The organism is Pseudomonas sp. UBA6753 (assembly GCF_002453565.1).
Classification (GTDB): Bacteria; Pseudomonadota; Gammaproteobacteria; order Pseudomonadales; family Pseudomonadaceae; genus Aquipseudomonas; species Aquipseudomonas putida_Z.
Genome location: NZ_DKHD01000029.1, coordinates 16,742 through 31,903, shown reverse-complemented (window position 1 = coordinate 31,903; position 15,162 = coordinate 16,742). Strand labels below are relative to the sequence as shown.

15 protein-coding genes and 1 pseudogene are annotated in these 15,162 nt (G+C 65.4%); 14 read left to right on the top strand and 2 right to left on the bottom strand.

Going from position 1 to position 15,162, the window contains the following annotated elements; translation table 11 throughout:
* Window positions 1-2 precede the first annotated feature (2 nt).
* The 14 genes and pseudogenes from paaH to B2790_RS10345 all read left to right on the top strand — a co-directional run bounded on the left by paaH (window position 3) and on the right by B2790_RS10345 (window position 14,259).
* Window positions 3-1,520 (top strand): 3-hydroxyacyl-CoA dehydrogenase PaaH, encoded by a 1,518-nt coding sequence (gene paaH / locus B2790_RS10410; protein WP_286918784.1) that lies wholly within the window; start codon window positions 3-5, stop codon window positions 1,518-1,520.
* On the top strand, window positions 1,513-1,953 hold the full coding sequence (paaI, locus tag B2790_RS10405) for a hydroxyphenylacetyl-CoA thioesterase PaaI (protein WP_013972610.1): 441 nt from the start codon (window positions 1,513-1,515) through the stop codon (window positions 1,951-1,953). The genes paaH and paaI overlap by 8 nt, the downstream gene beginning before the upstream one ends.
* The gene (gene pcaF, locus B2790_RS10400) at window positions 1,946-3,166 is read left to right on the top strand and encodes a 3-oxoadipyl-CoA thiolase (RefSeq protein ID WP_286918783.1); all 1,221 of its coding nucleotides are present in this window, start codon (window positions 1,946-1,948) and stop codon (window positions 3,164-3,166) included. The genes paaI and pcaF overlap by 8 nt, the downstream gene beginning before the upstream one ends.
* Window positions 3,167-3,287: 121 nt before the next feature.
* Window positions 3,288-4,607, top strand: a complete 1,320-nt coding sequence (gene paaK / locus B2790_RS10395; protein WP_286918782.1) for a phenylacetate--CoA ligase PaaK — start codon at window positions 3,288-3,290, stop codon at window positions 4,605-4,607.
* Between the two features lie 257 nt (window positions 4,608-4,864).
* On the top strand, window positions 4,865-5,854 hold the full coding sequence (paaA, locus tag B2790_RS10390; protein ID WP_025339109.1) for a 1,2-phenylacetyl-CoA epoxidase subunit PaaA: 990 nt from the start codon (window positions 4,865-4,867) through the stop codon (window positions 5,852-5,854).
* Window positions 5,855-5,879: 25 nt separating this feature from the next.
* Window positions 5,880-6,161: a 1,2-phenylacetyl-CoA epoxidase subunit PaaB gene (gene paaB / locus B2790_RS10385; RefSeq protein WP_013972614.1), complete on the top strand. Its 282-nt coding sequence runs from the start codon at window positions 5,880-5,882 to the stop codon at window positions 6,159-6,161.
* 8 nt (window positions 6,162-6,169) lie between these two features.
* Window positions 6,170-6,928: a 1,2-phenylacetyl-CoA epoxidase subunit PaaC gene (gene paaC, locus B2790_RS10380; RefSeq protein WP_274079783.1), complete on the top strand. Its 759-nt coding sequence runs from the start codon at window positions 6,170-6,172 to the stop codon at window positions 6,926-6,928.
* Entirely contained in the window at window positions 6,915-7,448 is a 534-nt protein-coding gene (paaD, locus tag B2790_RS10375; protein ID WP_137163928.1) for a 1,2-phenylacetyl-CoA epoxidase subunit PaaD, read from the top strand. Before paaC ends, paaD begins: the two co-directional genes overlap by 14 nt.
* 15 nt (window positions 7,449-7,463) lie before the next feature.
* Complete coding sequence (gene paaE, locus B2790_RS10370) at window positions 7,464-8,540, top strand: 1,2-phenylacetyl-CoA epoxidase subunit PaaE (RefSeq protein ID WP_286918781.1); 1,077 nt, start codon at window positions 7,464-7,466, stop codon at window positions 8,538-8,540.
* 169 nt (window positions 8,541-8,709) lie between these two features.
* Window positions 8,710-9,018, top strand: a complete 309-nt coding sequence (locus tag B2790_RS10365; RefSeq protein WP_286918780.1) for a DUF485 domain-containing protein — start codon at window positions 8,710-8,712, stop codon at window positions 9,016-9,018.
* Window positions 9,009-10,577 (top strand): annotated as a pseudogene (locus tag B2790_RS10360) (cation acetate symporter); the annotation flags it as partial. The gene B2790_RS10365 and the pseudogene B2790_RS10360, both read left to right, overlap by 10 nt.
* Window positions 10,578-10,617: 40 nt before the next feature.
* The gene (locus B2790_RS10355; RefSeq protein WP_286918779.1) at window positions 10,618-11,850 is read left to right on the top strand and encodes an OprD family porin; all 1,233 of its coding nucleotides are present in this window, start codon (window positions 10,618-10,620) and stop codon (window positions 11,848-11,850) included.
* Window positions 11,851-11,879: 29 nt separating this feature from the next.
* A complete protein-coding gene (gene paaZ, locus B2790_RS10350; protein ID WP_286918778.1) occupies window positions 11,880-13,931 on the top strand; it encodes a phenylacetic acid degradation bifunctional protein PaaZ in 2,052 nt (683 codons plus the stop codon).
* Between the two features lie 157 nt (window positions 13,932-14,088).
* Window positions 14,089-14,259 carry a hypothetical protein gene (locus tag B2790_RS10345; RefSeq protein WP_286918777.1) on the top strand — a complete coding sequence of 57 codons (171 nt, stop codon included), beginning with the start codon at window positions 14,089-14,091 and terminating at the stop codon, window positions 14,257-14,259.
* Window positions 14,260-14,458: 199 nt separating this feature from the next.
* Here B2790_RS10345 and B2790_RS10340 read toward each other — a convergent pair whose 3' ends face one another.
* Window positions 14,459-14,716, bottom strand: a complete 258-nt coding sequence (locus B2790_RS10340) for a DUF6555 family protein (protein WP_025339101.1) — start codon at window positions 14,714-14,716, stop codon at window positions 14,459-14,461.
* 169 nt (window positions 14,717-14,885) lie between these two features.
* Complete coding sequence (locus tag B2790_RS10335) at window positions 14,886-15,095, bottom strand: general stress protein (protein WP_003259459.1); 210 nt, start codon at window positions 15,093-15,095, stop codon at window positions 14,886-14,888.
* Between the last annotated feature and the right edge of the window lie 67 nt (window positions 15,096-15,162).

The following is a 15,162-nucleotide window of genomic DNA, read 5'->3' as shown; positions in this document are numbered from 1 at the left end:
TCATGAGCGCACTCGCAAGCAATGCCCAGGTGGCGGTGATCGGTGCAGGCGCCATGGGCGCAGGCATTGCCCAGGTTGCGGCCCAGGCCGGCCACCCGGTAAAGCTCTACGACAACCGCCCGGGCGCTGCCGCCCAGGCGGTGGCCGGCATAGACCGGCAACTTGCCCGCCTGGTGGAAAAAGGCAAGTTGCAGGCTGCCGAGCGGGAAGCCATCAGCGCCCGGCTGTGCCCGGTAGACGCCCTCGAAGCCCTGGCCGATGCCCGCCTGGTGATCGAGGCCATCGTCGAGAACCTTCAGGTCAAGCAGGCGCTGTTCAGCCAGCTGGAAGCCTTGTGCGCCACCGACTGCATACTCGCCAGCAACACTTCGTCGCTGTCCATCACCAGCCTCGCCGCCGGGCTGCAACGCCCGCACCAGGTGGTTGGCATGCACTTCTTCAACCCGGCGCCGCTGATGGCCCTGGTCGAAGTGGTCTCGGGCCTGGCCACCGCCCCGGCCGTTGCCGCGTGCATTCATGCCGCCGCCCAGGCCTGGGGCAAGCAGCCGGTGCACACGCGCTCCACGCCGGGCTTCATCGTCAACCGCGTGGCGCGGCCGTTCTACGCCGAAAGCCTGCGCCTGCTGCAGGAAGGCGCAGCCGATTGCGCCAGCCTCGATGCGCTGCTGCGTGATGCCGGTGGTTTCCGCATGGGCGCGTTCGAACTCACCGACCTGATCGGCCACGACGTGAATTACGCCGTCACCTGTTCGGTCTTCGATGCGTTCTATGGCGACTTCCGCTTCCAGCCTTCGCTGGTGCAAAAAGAACTGGTGGACGCGGGCCGCCTCGGGCGCAAGACCGGCCAAGGCTTCTATAGCTATGCCGAAGGCGCCGAACGCCCGCAGCCAGCCGAACTGCATAGCCCCGCCATAGTCGATGCCTGTGTCGTCGAAGGCGACCTGGGGGTGATGCAGCCGCTGGTCGAACGCCTGCGCCAAAGCGGCGTAGCCGTGACCCAGCGCGCCGGCAGCGGCCTGATCCAGGTGGGCGATGCCACCCTGGCGTTGTCCGATGGCCGCCTGGCCAGCCAGCGCGCCCGGGAAGACGGCCTGCGCAATCTGGTGCTGCTCGACCTGGCCCTGGACTACACCACCGCCACCCGCCTCGCCATCAGCTGGTCGGCCGACACCAGCGACAACGCTCGTCACCAAGCGGTGGCCTTGCTGCGGCGTGCCGGCCTCAAGGTAACGGCGGTCGCCGACCTGCCCGGCCTGGTGGTGCTGCGTACCGTGGCGATGCTCGCCAACGAGGCCGCCGATGCCGTGCTGCAAGGTGTCGGCAGCGCCGCCGACATCGACCTGGCCATGCGCGCCGGCGTCAACTACCCCTGCGGCCCGCTGGCCTGGGCCGCGAACCTCGGCATCCCCCACACCCTGCGCGTGCTCGACAACCTGCAGCGCAGCTACGGCGAGAGCCGCTACCGCCCTTCCCTGCTGTTACGCCGCTGCGAAGCCAAAGGAGGCACCCTGCATGACTGAAGTCGAACTGGCACAAGCCTGTGCCGAGGCCATGTACGCCCGCGACCAGGCCACCCAGGGCCTGGGCATCCGCCTGCTGGAAGCCGGCCCGGGCCAGGCATGCCTGCGCATGCCGGTACGCGCCGACATGATCCAGGGGCATGGCACCTGCCATGGCGGCTTCCTGTTCGCCCTGGCCGACTCGGCGTTTGCCTTCGCCTGCAACAGTCACGACCAGGCCACCGTCGCCCTGGGCTGCAGCATCGACTACCTGGCCCCGGCGCTGCGCGATGACGTGCTTACCGCCCGCGCCAGCGAGGTCAGCCGCAAGGGCCGCACCGGCCTGTACCACGTCCGCATCGAGAACCAGCGCGGTGAGCTGGTGGCGATGTTCCATGGCAAATCCTACAAAGTGCGCGGCACCGTGCTGGCGCAGGAGACGCAAGATGACTGAACACACCCTGGCCGATGCCTTGATCATCGACGCCGTGCGCACCCCCATCGGCCGTTATGCCGGCGCCTTGAGCGGCGTGCGCGCCGATGACCTGGCCGCCATCCCGCTCAAGGCCCTGATCCAGCGCCACCCCGAACTGGACTGGAAAGCCATCGACGACGTCATCCTCGGCTGCGCCAACCAGGCTGGCGAGGACAACCGCAACGTCGCGCACATGGCCAGCTTGCTGGCCGGGCTGCCGATCGAAGTGCCGGGCACCACCATCAACCGCCTGTGTGGCTCCGGCCTGGACGCCATCGGCAATGCGGCCCGCGCCCTGCGCTGCGGCGAAGCCGGGCTGATGCTGGCCGGCGGCGTGGAATCGATGTCACGCGCGCCGTTCGTCATGGGCAAATCGGAGCAGGCGTTCGGCCGCGCGGCCGAACTGTTCGACACCACCATCGGCTGGCGTTTCGTCAACCCGCTGATGAAGGCGGCCTTCGGCACCGATTCGATGCCGGAAACGGCCGAGAACGTTGCGCAGCAGTTTGGTATTTCCCGCGCCGACCAGGACGCCTTTGCCCTGCGCAGCCAGCACAAGGCCGCCGCCGCCCAGGCACGCGGGCGCCTGGCACGGGAAATCGTGCCGGTCGAGATCCCGCAGCGCAAAGGCCCGGCCAAAGTGGTCGAGCACGACGAACATCCCCGCGGCGACACCACATTGGAGCAACTGGCCAGGCTGGGTACCCCGTTCCGTGACGGCGGCAGCGTCACCGCCGGCAATGCTTCCGGGGTCAACGATGGTGCCTGCGCCCTGCTGCTCGCCAGCAGCGCCGCCGCCCGCCGTCATGGCCTGAAGGCTCGCGGCCGCATCGTCGGCATGGCGGTGGCCGGGGTCGAACCACGGCTGATGGGCATCGGCCCTGTGCCGGCTACCCGCAAGGTGCTGGAGCTTACCGGGTTGTCGCTGGCCGACATGGACGTCATCGAGCTCAACGAGGCTTTTGCCGCCCAGGGCCTTGCGGTACTGCGCGAGCTCGGCCTGGCCGACGACGACGCGCGGGTCAACCGCAACGGCGGTGCCATCGCCCTTGGCCACCCGTTGGGCATGAGCGGTGCACGCCTGGTCACCACCGCGTTGCACGAGCTGGAAGAAACCGCCGGACGCTACGCCCTGTGCACCATGTGCATCGGCGTTGGCCAAGGCATCGCGATGGTCATCGAACGCCTCTGAGCAGCTCAGACCATCGGCTTGTTACCGAACCGAACGCAGCCGTATATGCTGCTTCCATGACACTCACCACGCGGCCTGCAACCGGTACCGCGCGGCGTACAAGAACAATTCGAGTGAAGCCATGAACATGTACCATGATGCCGATCGTGCCCTGCTGGACCCGATGGAAACCGCCAGTGTCGACGCCCTGCGCCAGCACCAGCTGGAGCGCTTGCGCTGGAGCCTGAAGCACGCCTACGACAACGTGCCGCTGTACCGCCAGCGCTTTGCCGAGTGCGGTGTCCACCCCGACGACCTCAAGTGCCTGGAAGACCTGGCGAAGTTCCCCTTCACTGGCAAGAACGACCTGCGCGACAACTACCCCTACGGCATGTTCGCCGTGCCCCAGCAAGAGGTGGTGCGCCTGCACGCTTCCAGTGGCACCACCGGCAAGCCGACGGTGGTGGGCTACACCCAGAATGACATCGATACCTGGGCCAATGTGGTCGCCCGCTCGATCCGTGCCGCGGGTGGGCGCAAGGGCGACAAGGTGCATGTCTCCTACGGCTACGGCCTGTTCACCGGCGGGCTTGGCGCGCATTACGGTGCCGAGCGCCTGGGCTGCACGGTGATCCCCATGTCCGGTGGCCAGACCGAGAAGCAGGTGCAGCTGATTCGCGACTTCCAGCCCGACATCATCATGGTCACCCCCTCCTACATGCTCAACCTGGCCGACGAGATCGAGCGCCAGGGCATCGACCCGCAAGACCTCAAGCTGCGCCTGGGCATATTCGGCGCCGAACCTTGGACCGACGAGCTGCGCCGCTCTATCGAGCAACGGCTGGGCATCGATGCCCTCGACATTTATGGCCTGTCGGAAATCATGGGGCCTGGAGTGGCGATGGAGTGCCTTGAAACCAAGGATGGCCCGACCATCTGGGAGGACCATTTCTATCCCGAGATCATCGACCCGGTCACCGGCGCGGTGCTGCCGGACGGCCAACTGGGCGAACTGGTGTTCACCTCGCTGAGCAAGGAAGCGTTGCCCATGGTGCGCTACCGCACCCGCGACCTCACTCGCCTGCTGCCCGGCACCGCCAGGCCGATGCGGCGGATCGGCAAGATCACCGGCCGCAGCGATGACATGCTGATCATTCGCGGGGTCAACGTGTTCCCGACCCAGATCGAGGAACAGGTGCTTAAAATAAAACAGCTTTCTGAGCTTTATGAGATTCATCTGTATCGCAATGGCAACCTGGACAGCGTCGAGGTGCATGTGGAACTGCGTGCGGAGTGCCAGCACCTCGATGAAGGCCAGCGCAAGCTGTTGACCGGGGAGCTGACCAAGCAGATCAAGACCTATATCGGCATCAGCACCCAGGTGCGCCTGCAGCCCTGCGGCACGCTCAAGCGTTCCGAGGGCAAGGCCTGCCACGTGTTCGACAAACGGTTGGCCAGCTGATTCATTCGGCTGCCTTTTCGGCCCCGGCATCGTCCGGGGCTTTTTTTTGCGTTTTTTCGGCTGGCCTCTTCGCGGGCTCGCCCGCTCCCACAGGAAATGAAGTGAAGCCCAAGCCTGCGCGGTCCCTGTGGGAGCGGGCGAGCCCGCGAAGAGGCCGGAATGTGATACACAAATCTTATTCGATACACATAAAACTGTTTGACGTTATGTTTTGTATCGCTTACAAATGACTCATGCCTTAGCAGGAGTCGGAACACATGTACGCACAGCTAGTGGAAACCGGAGTCAAGCGCGTCAAGTCGCTGGAAGAGATGTCGCCCGAGGAGCGCAACTTCCAGGAAAAGATCGACGCCGAAATCAAGATCGAAGCCAAGAACTGGATGCCCGAGGCCTATCGCCAGACCCTGATCCGGCAGATCTCCCAGCACGCCCACTCGGAAATCGTTGGCATGCTGCCCGAAGGCAACTGGGTCACCCGTGCCCCTAGCCTCAAGCGCAAGCTGCAGCTGATGGCCAAGATCCAGGACGAAGCCGGCCACGGCCTGTACCTGTACAGCGCCATGGAAACCCTGGGCGCCGACCGTGACGAAGAAATCGCCAAGCTGCACAGCGGCAAGGCCAAGTACTCGAGCATCTTCAACTACCCCACCCTCAGCTGGGCCGACATGGGCGCAGTGGGCTGGCTGGTGGACGGCGCCGCCATCGTCAACCAGGTGGTGCTGCAACGCACCTCCTACGGCCCGTATTCGCGCGCGATGATCCGCATCTGCAAGGAAGAGAGCTTCCACCAGCGCCAGGGCTACGAAATCCTCCTGACCATGATGCGCCACGGCACCCAGGCCCAGCGCGACATGGTCCAGGACGCGATCGACCGCCTGTGGTGGCCGGCACTGATGATGTTCGGCCCCAGCGACGAGCATTCCCCCAACAGCGCCCAGTCCATGGCCTGGAAGATCAAGCGCCAGACCAACGATGAACTGCGCCAGCGCTTCATCGACCAGACCGTGCCGCAGCTCGAACTGCTCGGCTGCACCGCCCCCGACCCCGAGCTGAAGTGGAACGCCGAGCGCGGCCACTACGACTTCGGCGAAATCCAGTGGGACGAGTTCTACGAAGTGATCAAGGGCAATGGCCCGTGCAACCAGGAACGCGTCGCCACCCGGCGCAAGGCCATCGAGGACGGTGCCTGGGTACGCGAGGCCGCCGTGGCCTACGCGCGCAAGCAACAGAACAAGAACGCCGCCTGAGCGGCGATTGATGCGGAGATCGAAAATGTCTGTCTGGACCCTCTACGAAGTGTTCGTGCGCAGCAAGCACGGCCTTAACCACAAGCATGTCGGCAGCGTGCACGCCGCCGATGCCGCCATGGCCATCGAAAACGCCCGCGAGCTGTACACCCGCCGCAGCGAAGGCGTGAGCCTGTGGGTGGTGCCCTCGGCACTGATCACCGCCTCTTCCCCGGACGAGAAAGACCCGTTGTTCGCCCCGGCGGACGACAAGGTCTACCGCCATGCCAGCTTCTACGAACTGCCCGACGAAGTCGGACACATGTGAGGTTGGCCATGCACAACGAAACCCTTGTCCCCTACCTGCTGCTGCTCGGCGACAGTGCTCTGGTGCAGGGCCAGCGCCTCTGCGAATGGTGTGGCCGCGCCCCGGCCATCGAAGAAGAACTGGCCCTGATGAACGTCGGCCTCGACCTGGTAGGCCAGGCGCGCAACTGGCTGGAGTACGCCGCCGAGCTGCTCGATGATGGCCGTGACGCCGACGCCCTGGCCTTCCGCCGTGACGAGCGCGCCTATCGCAACCTGTTGCTGGTCGAGCAGCCCAACGGCGATTTCGCCGTGACCATGACCAAACAGTTCTACTATGACGCCTGGCATTTCGCCGTGCTTCAGGGCCTGGTCGGCTCGAACGACGAGCGTATCGCCGGTATCGCCGCCAAGGCCCTGAAGGAAGTCACCTACCACCTGCGCCGTTCCAGCGAGTGGGTGCAACGCCTGGGCGGTGGCACCGAAGAAAGCCGCCAACGCATGCTCGCGGCCATCCCGGCACTTTGGCGCTTCACCGTCGAGCTGGCTGCCGGTAGCGACAATGAAGTGCACCTGGCACAGGCGGGTATCGCCGCCGACCCCGCTGCCGTCGGCGCGGCCTGGCTAAAGCAGGTTGGCGAGATCTTCGCTTCGGTCGAACTGCCGTTGCCCAAGGCCGCCAGCCACTTCTACCTGGACGGTCGCAAAGGCCTGCACACCGAGCACCTGGGCCTGCTGCTGGCCGAGATGCAGTTCCTGCCAAGGGCGTACCCCGATGCAACCTGGTGAGCTGATTGCAGGCGACCGTGGCGCCCGCGCGCCACGCGGCGACGACCTGGCCCGGGCCTGGGCGGTACTGGCCCAGGTCATGGACCCGGAAGTGCCCGTGGTCAGCGTGGTCGACCTGGGGATCGTGCGCGACCTCGGCTGGCGCGCCGGGCACCTGCACCTGGTCGTCACGCCGACCTACTCCGGCTGCCCGGCCACCGAGGTGATCGAAGGGGATATCCGCCAGGCGCTGGAACAGGCCGGTTTCCCCGCCCCGGCTCTGGAGCGCCGGCTGACCCCGGCCTGGAGCACCGACTGGATCAGCGAACTGGGCCGCGAGCGCCTGCGCGCCTACGGCATCGCCCCGCCACAGGGCAGCGCCAGCAAACGCAGCCTGCTCGGCGAAGCGCCGCAGGTGTGCTGCCCGCAGTGCGGCAGCGCCCATACCGAATTGCTCAGCCAGTTCGGTTCCACGGCTTGCAAGGCGCTTTACCGCTGCCGCGAGTGCCTGGAGCCGTTCGACTATTTCAAATGCATTTGAGCCGTGGAGAACGCCATGAGCCAGTTTCACAGCCTGACCATCAAGCAAGTGCGCAACGAGACCCGCGATGCGGTGTCGATCGCCTTCGACGTGCCCGAGCACCTGCAGGCGCAGTTCCGTTTCACCCAGGGCCAGTACCTGGTCATGCGTACCCAGCTGGACGACGAAGAAGTCCGCCGTTCCTACTCCATCTGCAGTGCCGTGCAGGACGGCGAACTGCGTGTGGCGGTAAAGCGCGTGCCTGGCGGGCGCTTCTCGGCATTTGCCAATGACGTGCTCAAGGCCGGCCAGCAACTGGAAGTGATGCCGCCGTCGGGCAGCTTCTTCGTGCCACTGGAGCCGGCCCGCCAGGGCAACTACCTGGGCGTGGCTGCCGGCAGCGGCATCACCCCGATCCTGTCGATCATCGCCACTACCCTGGCCAGCGAGCCACACAGCCGCTTCACCCTGCTGTACGGCAACCGCTCCAGCTCTGGCGCACTGTTCCGCGACAAGCTGGAAGACCTGAAGAACCGTTATCTCGATCGCCTGAACCTGATTTTCGTGTTCAGCCGCGAGCAGCAGGATGTCGACCTGTACAACGGCCGCATCGATGCCGACAAGTGCGGCCAGCTGTTCTCGCGCTGGATGGACGTTGCCAACCTGGATGCCGCATTCATCTGCGGCCCGCAGGCGATGACCGAGACGGTGCGCGACAGCCTGCGGGCCAATGGCCTGGCCAAGGAACGCATCCATTTCGAGCTGTTCGCCGCCGCTGGCAGCGAAACCCGCCGGGAGGCCCGCGAGGCGGCGCGCCAGGTGGACTCGGCGCTCAGCCACATCACCGTGATCAGCGACGGCCGCGCCCTCACCTTCGACCTGCCACGCAACACCCAGAACGTGCTGGACGCCGGCAATGCCATCGGCGCCGAGCTGCCGTACTCGTGCAAGGCCGGCGTGTGCTCGACCTGCAAGTGCCGGGTAATCGAGGGCGAAGTGGAGATGGATAGCAACCATGCCCTGGAGGATTACGAAGTAGCGGCCGGGTATGTGCTGTCGTGCCAGACCTACCCGGTGAGCGACAAGGTGGTGCTCGATTTCGACCAGCTCTGAGACTGCGTCGCCTGCTTCGCGGGCGCGCCCGCTCCCACAGGGGTAGCGCAAGTCTCAAGCACACCGAAGCACCTGTGGGAGCGGGCATGCCCGCGAAGAGGCCCTAAGCAACACCGCAACACCCGCGTGACCTCAACAAAACAATTACAACACCCAGAGATCGCAACCCATGACACCCGAACGCATCGAAAGCATCGCCAACCACCCCGACTTCCAGCACCTGGTGCAGCGCAAACGCCGCCTCAACGGCAGCCTGACCCTGGCCATGCTGGTGATCTACTACGGCTTCGTCCTGCTGGTGGCGTTCTCCCCCAGCACCCTCGGCCAGTCCCTCAGTGGTGGCGTCACCACCGTTGGCATGCTGGTGGGCGTGCTGATGGTGCTGCTGTCCTTCGCCTTGACCGGCATCTACGTGCACCGCGCCAACAACGTGCTCGACCCGCTCAACGACAAGGTCAAGCAGGAGTGCGTACAATGAACTGGACCGCCATCTCGATGTTCATGGTGTTCGTCTGCTTCACCCTGCTGGTCACCCGCTGGGCTGCCATGCGCACCCGCTCGGCCAGCGATTTCTACACCGCCGGCGGGGGCCTGACCGGCATGCAGAACGGCCTGGCGATCGCCGGCGACATGATCAGCGCCGCGTCGTTCCTGGGCATTTCGGCAATGATGTTCATGAACGGCTACGACGGCCTGCTGTATGCCCTGGGCGTACTGGCCGGCTGGCCGATCATCCTGTTCCTGATCGCCGAACGCCTGCGCAACCTGGGCAAGTACACCTTCGCCGACGTGGTCAGCTACCGCCTGGCACAAACCCCGGTGCGCCTGACCTCGGCCTTCGGCACCCTGGTGGTGGCGCTGATGTACCTGGTGGCGCAGATGGTCGGTGCCGGCAAGCTGATCGAACTGCTGTTCGGCATCAGCTACCTGTACGCGGTGATGCTGGTCGGTGTGCTGATGGTCGCCTACGTCACCTTCGGCGGCATGCTCGCCACCACCTGGGTGCAGATCATCAAGGCAGTGATGCTGCTGTCGGGCACCAGCTTCATGGCCTTCATGGTGCTCAAGCATTTCGGCTTCAGCACCGAGGCGATGTTCGCCAGCGCCGTGGCCGTGCATGCCAAGGGCCAGGCGATCATGGCGCCGGGCGGTCTGCTGTCCAACCCGGTGGACGCCATTTCCCTGGGCCTGGGCATGATGTTCGGTACCGCCGGCTTGCCGCATATCCTGATGCGCTTCTTCACCGTCAGCGATGCCAAGGAAGCGCGCAAGAGCGTGTTCTATGCCACGGGGTTCATCGGTTACTTCTACCTGCTGCTGATCGTCATCGGCTTTGGTGCGATCGTCATGGTCGGCACCGAGCCGTCCTACCGTGACGCCACCGGCGCGATCATCGGCGGCGGCAACATGGTCGCCGTGCACCTTGCCCAGGCCGTGGGTGGCAATCTGTTCCTCGGCTTCATCTCCGCCGTGGCCTTCGCCACCATCCTGGCGGTGGTCGCCGGCCTGGCGCTGTCCGGTGCATCGGCCGTTTCCCACGACCTGTATGCCTGCGTGGTGCGCCAGGGCAAGGCCAGCGAGCAGGAGGAAATGCGCGTATCGCGTATCGCCACCCTGCTGATCGGCCTGCTGGCGGTCATCCTCGGCCTGATGTTCGAGTCGCAGAACATCGCCTTCCTCTCCGGCCTGGTGCTGGCGGTGGCCGCCTCGGTCAACTTCCCGGTGCTGCTGCTTTCGATGTTCTGGAAAGGCCTGACCACCCGCGGCGCGGTGTGCGGCAGCATGGCCGGCCTGGTTTCGGCGGTGCTGCTGGTGGTGCTGGGCCCGGCGGTATGGGTCAACGTGCTGCATCACGAAAAGGCGCTGTTCCCCTACAGCAACCCGGCGCTGTTCTCCATGAGCCTGGCCTTCCTCGGCGCCTGGGTGTTCTCGGTCACTGACAGTTCCGAACGCGCCAGCCAGGAACGTGGCCGCTACCTGGCCCAGTTCATCCGTTCCATGACCGGAATCGGCGCTGCCGGCGCCAGCAAGCATTGACTCTCAGGGAAGAACAACCATGTCGGGTAAAACAACAACAATGAACCGCACGCACTTCATTTCGGCCGCCTGGCTGGCGACCCTCGCCCTGCCGATGCCGGCGATGGCAGACTTCATCGGCGACAGCCACGCCCGGCTGGAGCTGCGCAACCACTACCTGAACCGCGACTTCCGCCAGAGCAACGCACCGCAGGCCAAGGCCGAGGAATGGGGCCAGGGCTTTACCGCCAAGCTGGAGTCGGGCTTCACCGAAGGCCCGGTCGGCTTTGGTGTCGACGCCATGGGCCAACTGGGCATCAAGCTCGACTCCAGCCGCGACCGGCGCAATACCGGCCTGCTGCCTTTCGGCCCGAACAGCCATGAACCGGTCGATGACTACAGCGAACTGGGCCTGACCGGCAAGGTGCGGGTGGCCAAGAGCACCCTGCGCCTGGGGACCTTGCAACCGATCCTGCCGGTGGTGGTGTACAACGACACCCGCCTGCTGGCCTCCACCTTCCAGGGTGGCCTGCTCACCAGCCAGGACCTGCCCGGCCTGACCTTCAACGCCGGCCGCCTGACCAAGGCCAACCTGCGTGATTCCTCGGGCCGCGACGACATCGGCTACGGCGCCGCCAGCAGCGACCACCTGGACTTCGGCGGCGGCAGCTACGCCATCACCCCGCAAACCAGCGTCAGCTACTACTACGCCAAGCTCGAGGACATCTACCGCCAGCAGTTCGTCGGCCTGATCGATACCCGCCCGCTGGGCGAAGGCCTGAGCCTGCGCACCGACCTGCGCTACTTCGACAGCCGCAACGACGGCGCCGAGCGTGCCGGCAACATCGACAACCGCAACTTCAACGCCATGTTCACCCTCGGCGTACGGGCCCACAAGTTCATCGCCGCCTGGCAACAGATGTCCGGCGACAGTGCCTTCCCGTTCGTGAACGGCGGCGACCCGTTCACCGTCAACCTGGTCACCTACAACACCTTCACCCGCGCCGGGCTGGACTCGTGGCAGGTGCGCTACGACTACGACTTCGTCGCCATGGGTATCCCCGGCCTGAGTTTCATGACCCGCTACACCGATGGCCGCCACGCCGAGACCGCCACCGTCAGCAATGGCCGTGAGCGTGAGCGCGACACCGACATCACCTATGTCATCCAGAGCGGCCCGTTCAAGGACGTCAGCCTGCGCTGGCGCAACGTCACCTTCCGTTCCGGCAATGGCCTGACCAACGCCGTGGACGAAAACCGCCTGATCATCGGCTACACCGTGGCGCTGTGGTAACAGCGCCCCCCTCTACATTGGAGAACAGCATGTCTGCCGCCCCTACCCTGCAAAGCTTCATCGCCGGCCGCTGGCTTGGCCAGCACGGCGCCCAGGCCCTGCGTAGCGCCCTGGACGGCCACGTTTTGGCCTACAGCCACGAAGAACGCCCGGACTTCGCCGAAGCCGTGGACTTTGCCCGCGCCCGTGGCCTGGCCGCGCTGATGGCGATGGACTTCCAGCAACGCGCTGCCCGCCTGAAGGCGCTGGCCCTGTACCTGGCCGAGCGCAAGGAGCAGCTCTACGCCCTGTCCCACCACAGCGGCGCCACCCGTGCCGACAGCTGGATCGACATCGAAGGCGGCAACGCCACGCTGTTCTCCTATGCGGGCATCGGCAGCCGTGAACTGCCGTCGGGCAACCTGGTGCACGAAGGCCCGGCCATCCCGCTGGGCAAGCAAGGCCATTTCGCCGGCAGCCATATCCTGGTGCCGCGCGCCGGCGTGGCAGTGCACATCAACGCCTTCAACTTCCCCATCTGGGGCATGCTGGAGAAGTTCGCCCCGACCTTCTTGGCCGGCATGCCGTGCATCGTCAAGCCGGCGACCTCGACCAGCTACCTGACCGAGGCCGTGGTGCGCCTGATGAATGCATCCGGGCTGTTGCCCGAAGGCAGCCTGCAACTGGTGATCGGCAGCACCGGCGACCTGCTCGACCGCCTGCAAGGCCAGGACGTGGTGACCTTCACCGGTTCCGCCGACACCGCCGCCAGGTTGCGCGTCACGCCGAACCTGGTACGCAACTCGGTGCCGTTCACCGCCGAAGCCGATTCGCTGAACTGCGCCATCCTCGGCCCGGACGTGACCCCGGACAGCGAAGAGTTCGACCTGTACATCAAGGAGGTGGTCCGCGAAATGACCACCAAGGCCGGGCAGAAATGCACCGCCATCCGCCGCGCCATCGTACCGGCCAGGCACATCGACGCCGTTGCCACGCGCCTGCGCGAGCGGCTGGCCAAGGTGGTGGTCGGTGACCCGTCGCTGGAAGGTGTGCGCATGGGCGCCCTGGCCTCCCACGACCAGCAGCACGATGTGGCCGAGCGGGTGCGCAGCCTGCTGCAGAGCTGCGACCAGCTGTTCGGCGCCAGCGATGGCTTTGCACCGCGTGGCGAGGGCGTGGCCGAGGGCGCGTTCTTTGCCCCTACCCTGCTTCAGGCCCGTGACCCGCATGCCGAAGGCGGTGCCCACGATATCGAAGCGTTCGGCCCGGTCAGCACGCTGATGGCCTATGACGACCTCGATGAAGCCCTGGCGCTGGCCGCGCGGGGCAAAGGCAGCCTGGTGGCGACCCTGGTCACCGCCGACCGCAGCGTGGCAGCCAAGGCCATCCCGGTGGCTGCCGCCTGGCATGGCCGCCTGCTGGTACTCGACAGCGAGGCAGCCAAGGAATCCACGGGCCATGGATCGCCATTGCCGCAGCTCAAGCATGGCGGCCCGGGCCGCGCTGGTGGTGGTGAAGAGCTGGGTGGCCTGCGTGCCGTCAAGCACTACCTGCAACGTGCCGCTGTACAGGGTTCGCCGAGCATGCTCACGGCGGTAACCGGCGAATACGTGCGCGGTGGCGAAGTGATCGAAACCGAAGTGCACCCGTTCCGCCGTTATTTCGAGCAGTTGCGCATCGGCGAGTCGCTGCTCACCCACCGGCGCACCGTGACCGAAGCCGACCTGGTCAACTTCGGCTGCCTGTCGGGTGACCATTTCTACATGCACTTCGACGAGATCGCCGCCAAGCAATCGCAGTTCGGCAAGCGCATCGCCCACGGCTATTTCGTGTTGTCGGCAGCAGCCGGGCTGTTCGTCTCCCCGGGTGCAGGCCCGGTACTGGCCAACTACGGCCTGGATACCCTGCGCTTCATCAACCCGGTGGGCATCGGCGACACCATCCAGGCGCGCCTGACCTGCAAGCGCAAGATCGACCAGGGCAAGACCAGCCCGCTGGGCCAGCCCCAGGGCGTGGTGGCGTGGGATGTGGAGGTGACCAACCAGCTGGGCGAGCTGGTCGCCAGTTACGACATTCTCACCCTGGTGCTGAAACAGCCCTGACAGTGCCGTTGGTCAGGGGCGGTGGATATCCAACCGACCTCCCCTGGCTGTTGCCGCTCTCATTCAATGAGGGGTGGTCAATGGCTTCGCCTCTCACTCCTGTATTGGGCCCGCCTGATCGCGGGCCCTTTTTTTCATCGAGAGCGAGGGTTGCGAGATGAAAGATTTTACTGCGATGGGTGGCGGTAGCTCACAGGATGACTGGCCTGAGCTCGAGCCGGACCGGCGCAATGACCGAGCAGATGACCCGGATGCCGACCCCAATGTGACAGATGACGAAGAAAACCGCCCGGGCGTACCGGCCAGCGACCCCGAGTCCGGTGCCTAGACGGCCTGCGCGTACCTAACGCTGTGCATGGCACCGGCTGCGCCGGTGTTCGCGGGCGCGCCCGCTCCCCCAGGTATGGCGCACTCCTTGAGCTGGTGGTGTCCCTGTGGGAGCGGGCATGCCCGCGAAGCAGGCGACGCGGTGCTTTGAGCAAGACAGTTGTTCATACAAGGATTGCGCAAGATCTTGCAATCGGGAATCACATTGTCGCCGCAGACTGGTTCGGCTTGCCGCCGGATACCCGCCAGCTCACCGCGGTAATCCCGTAGCGCTCGGCCATCGGCCTGCTGACTTTCCTGATCTTCTCCCGGCCGAACTTGGGGATGATGCCGATGCCCGCATCGCAACTTGCCCAATGCCAGGCCTCGGCATTGTCCAGCGTCTCCAGACGGATGATGAAACTGCGCGGCTGGCCATGCAGTTGGTAATCGATGATGTACAGCTGTGGGCTTGGCATCGCAGGGGCCTCCTCTTCTCCATGGATGACACCCTGATTGATCGGGGTACGGCCAGAAGATTCAAAAAATTGTCGAACAACAGGTACCAGAGGCTATTGCAGCCTCGTTACGCAGTACCTGGCCGGCACCCGGTACCTGCGGATACCGGGTGTCCAGCAACCCTTCAACTTACTGCTGGCGGCCCCCGCCGTGGCTGTTCTGGCCGCCCTTGCGACCGGCCTCCGATGCCCGTTGGCGGTCGTTGGCGAAGTTGCCGCCAGAAGCCTGCCCGCCTTTGTGCCCCGCGCGGGAGGCCCGTTCCCGGTCGTTGGCGAAATTGCCTGGGTTGGTTTCCTTGGTGCCGCCGCGCTGGCTGGTGCGCTCTTGATCCTGCGCCATGTGGTTTCTCCTTGCGATGAATGGGTCGCATGGATGTTTGCCATGCCTTGCTTCCGAGCCGCCGATC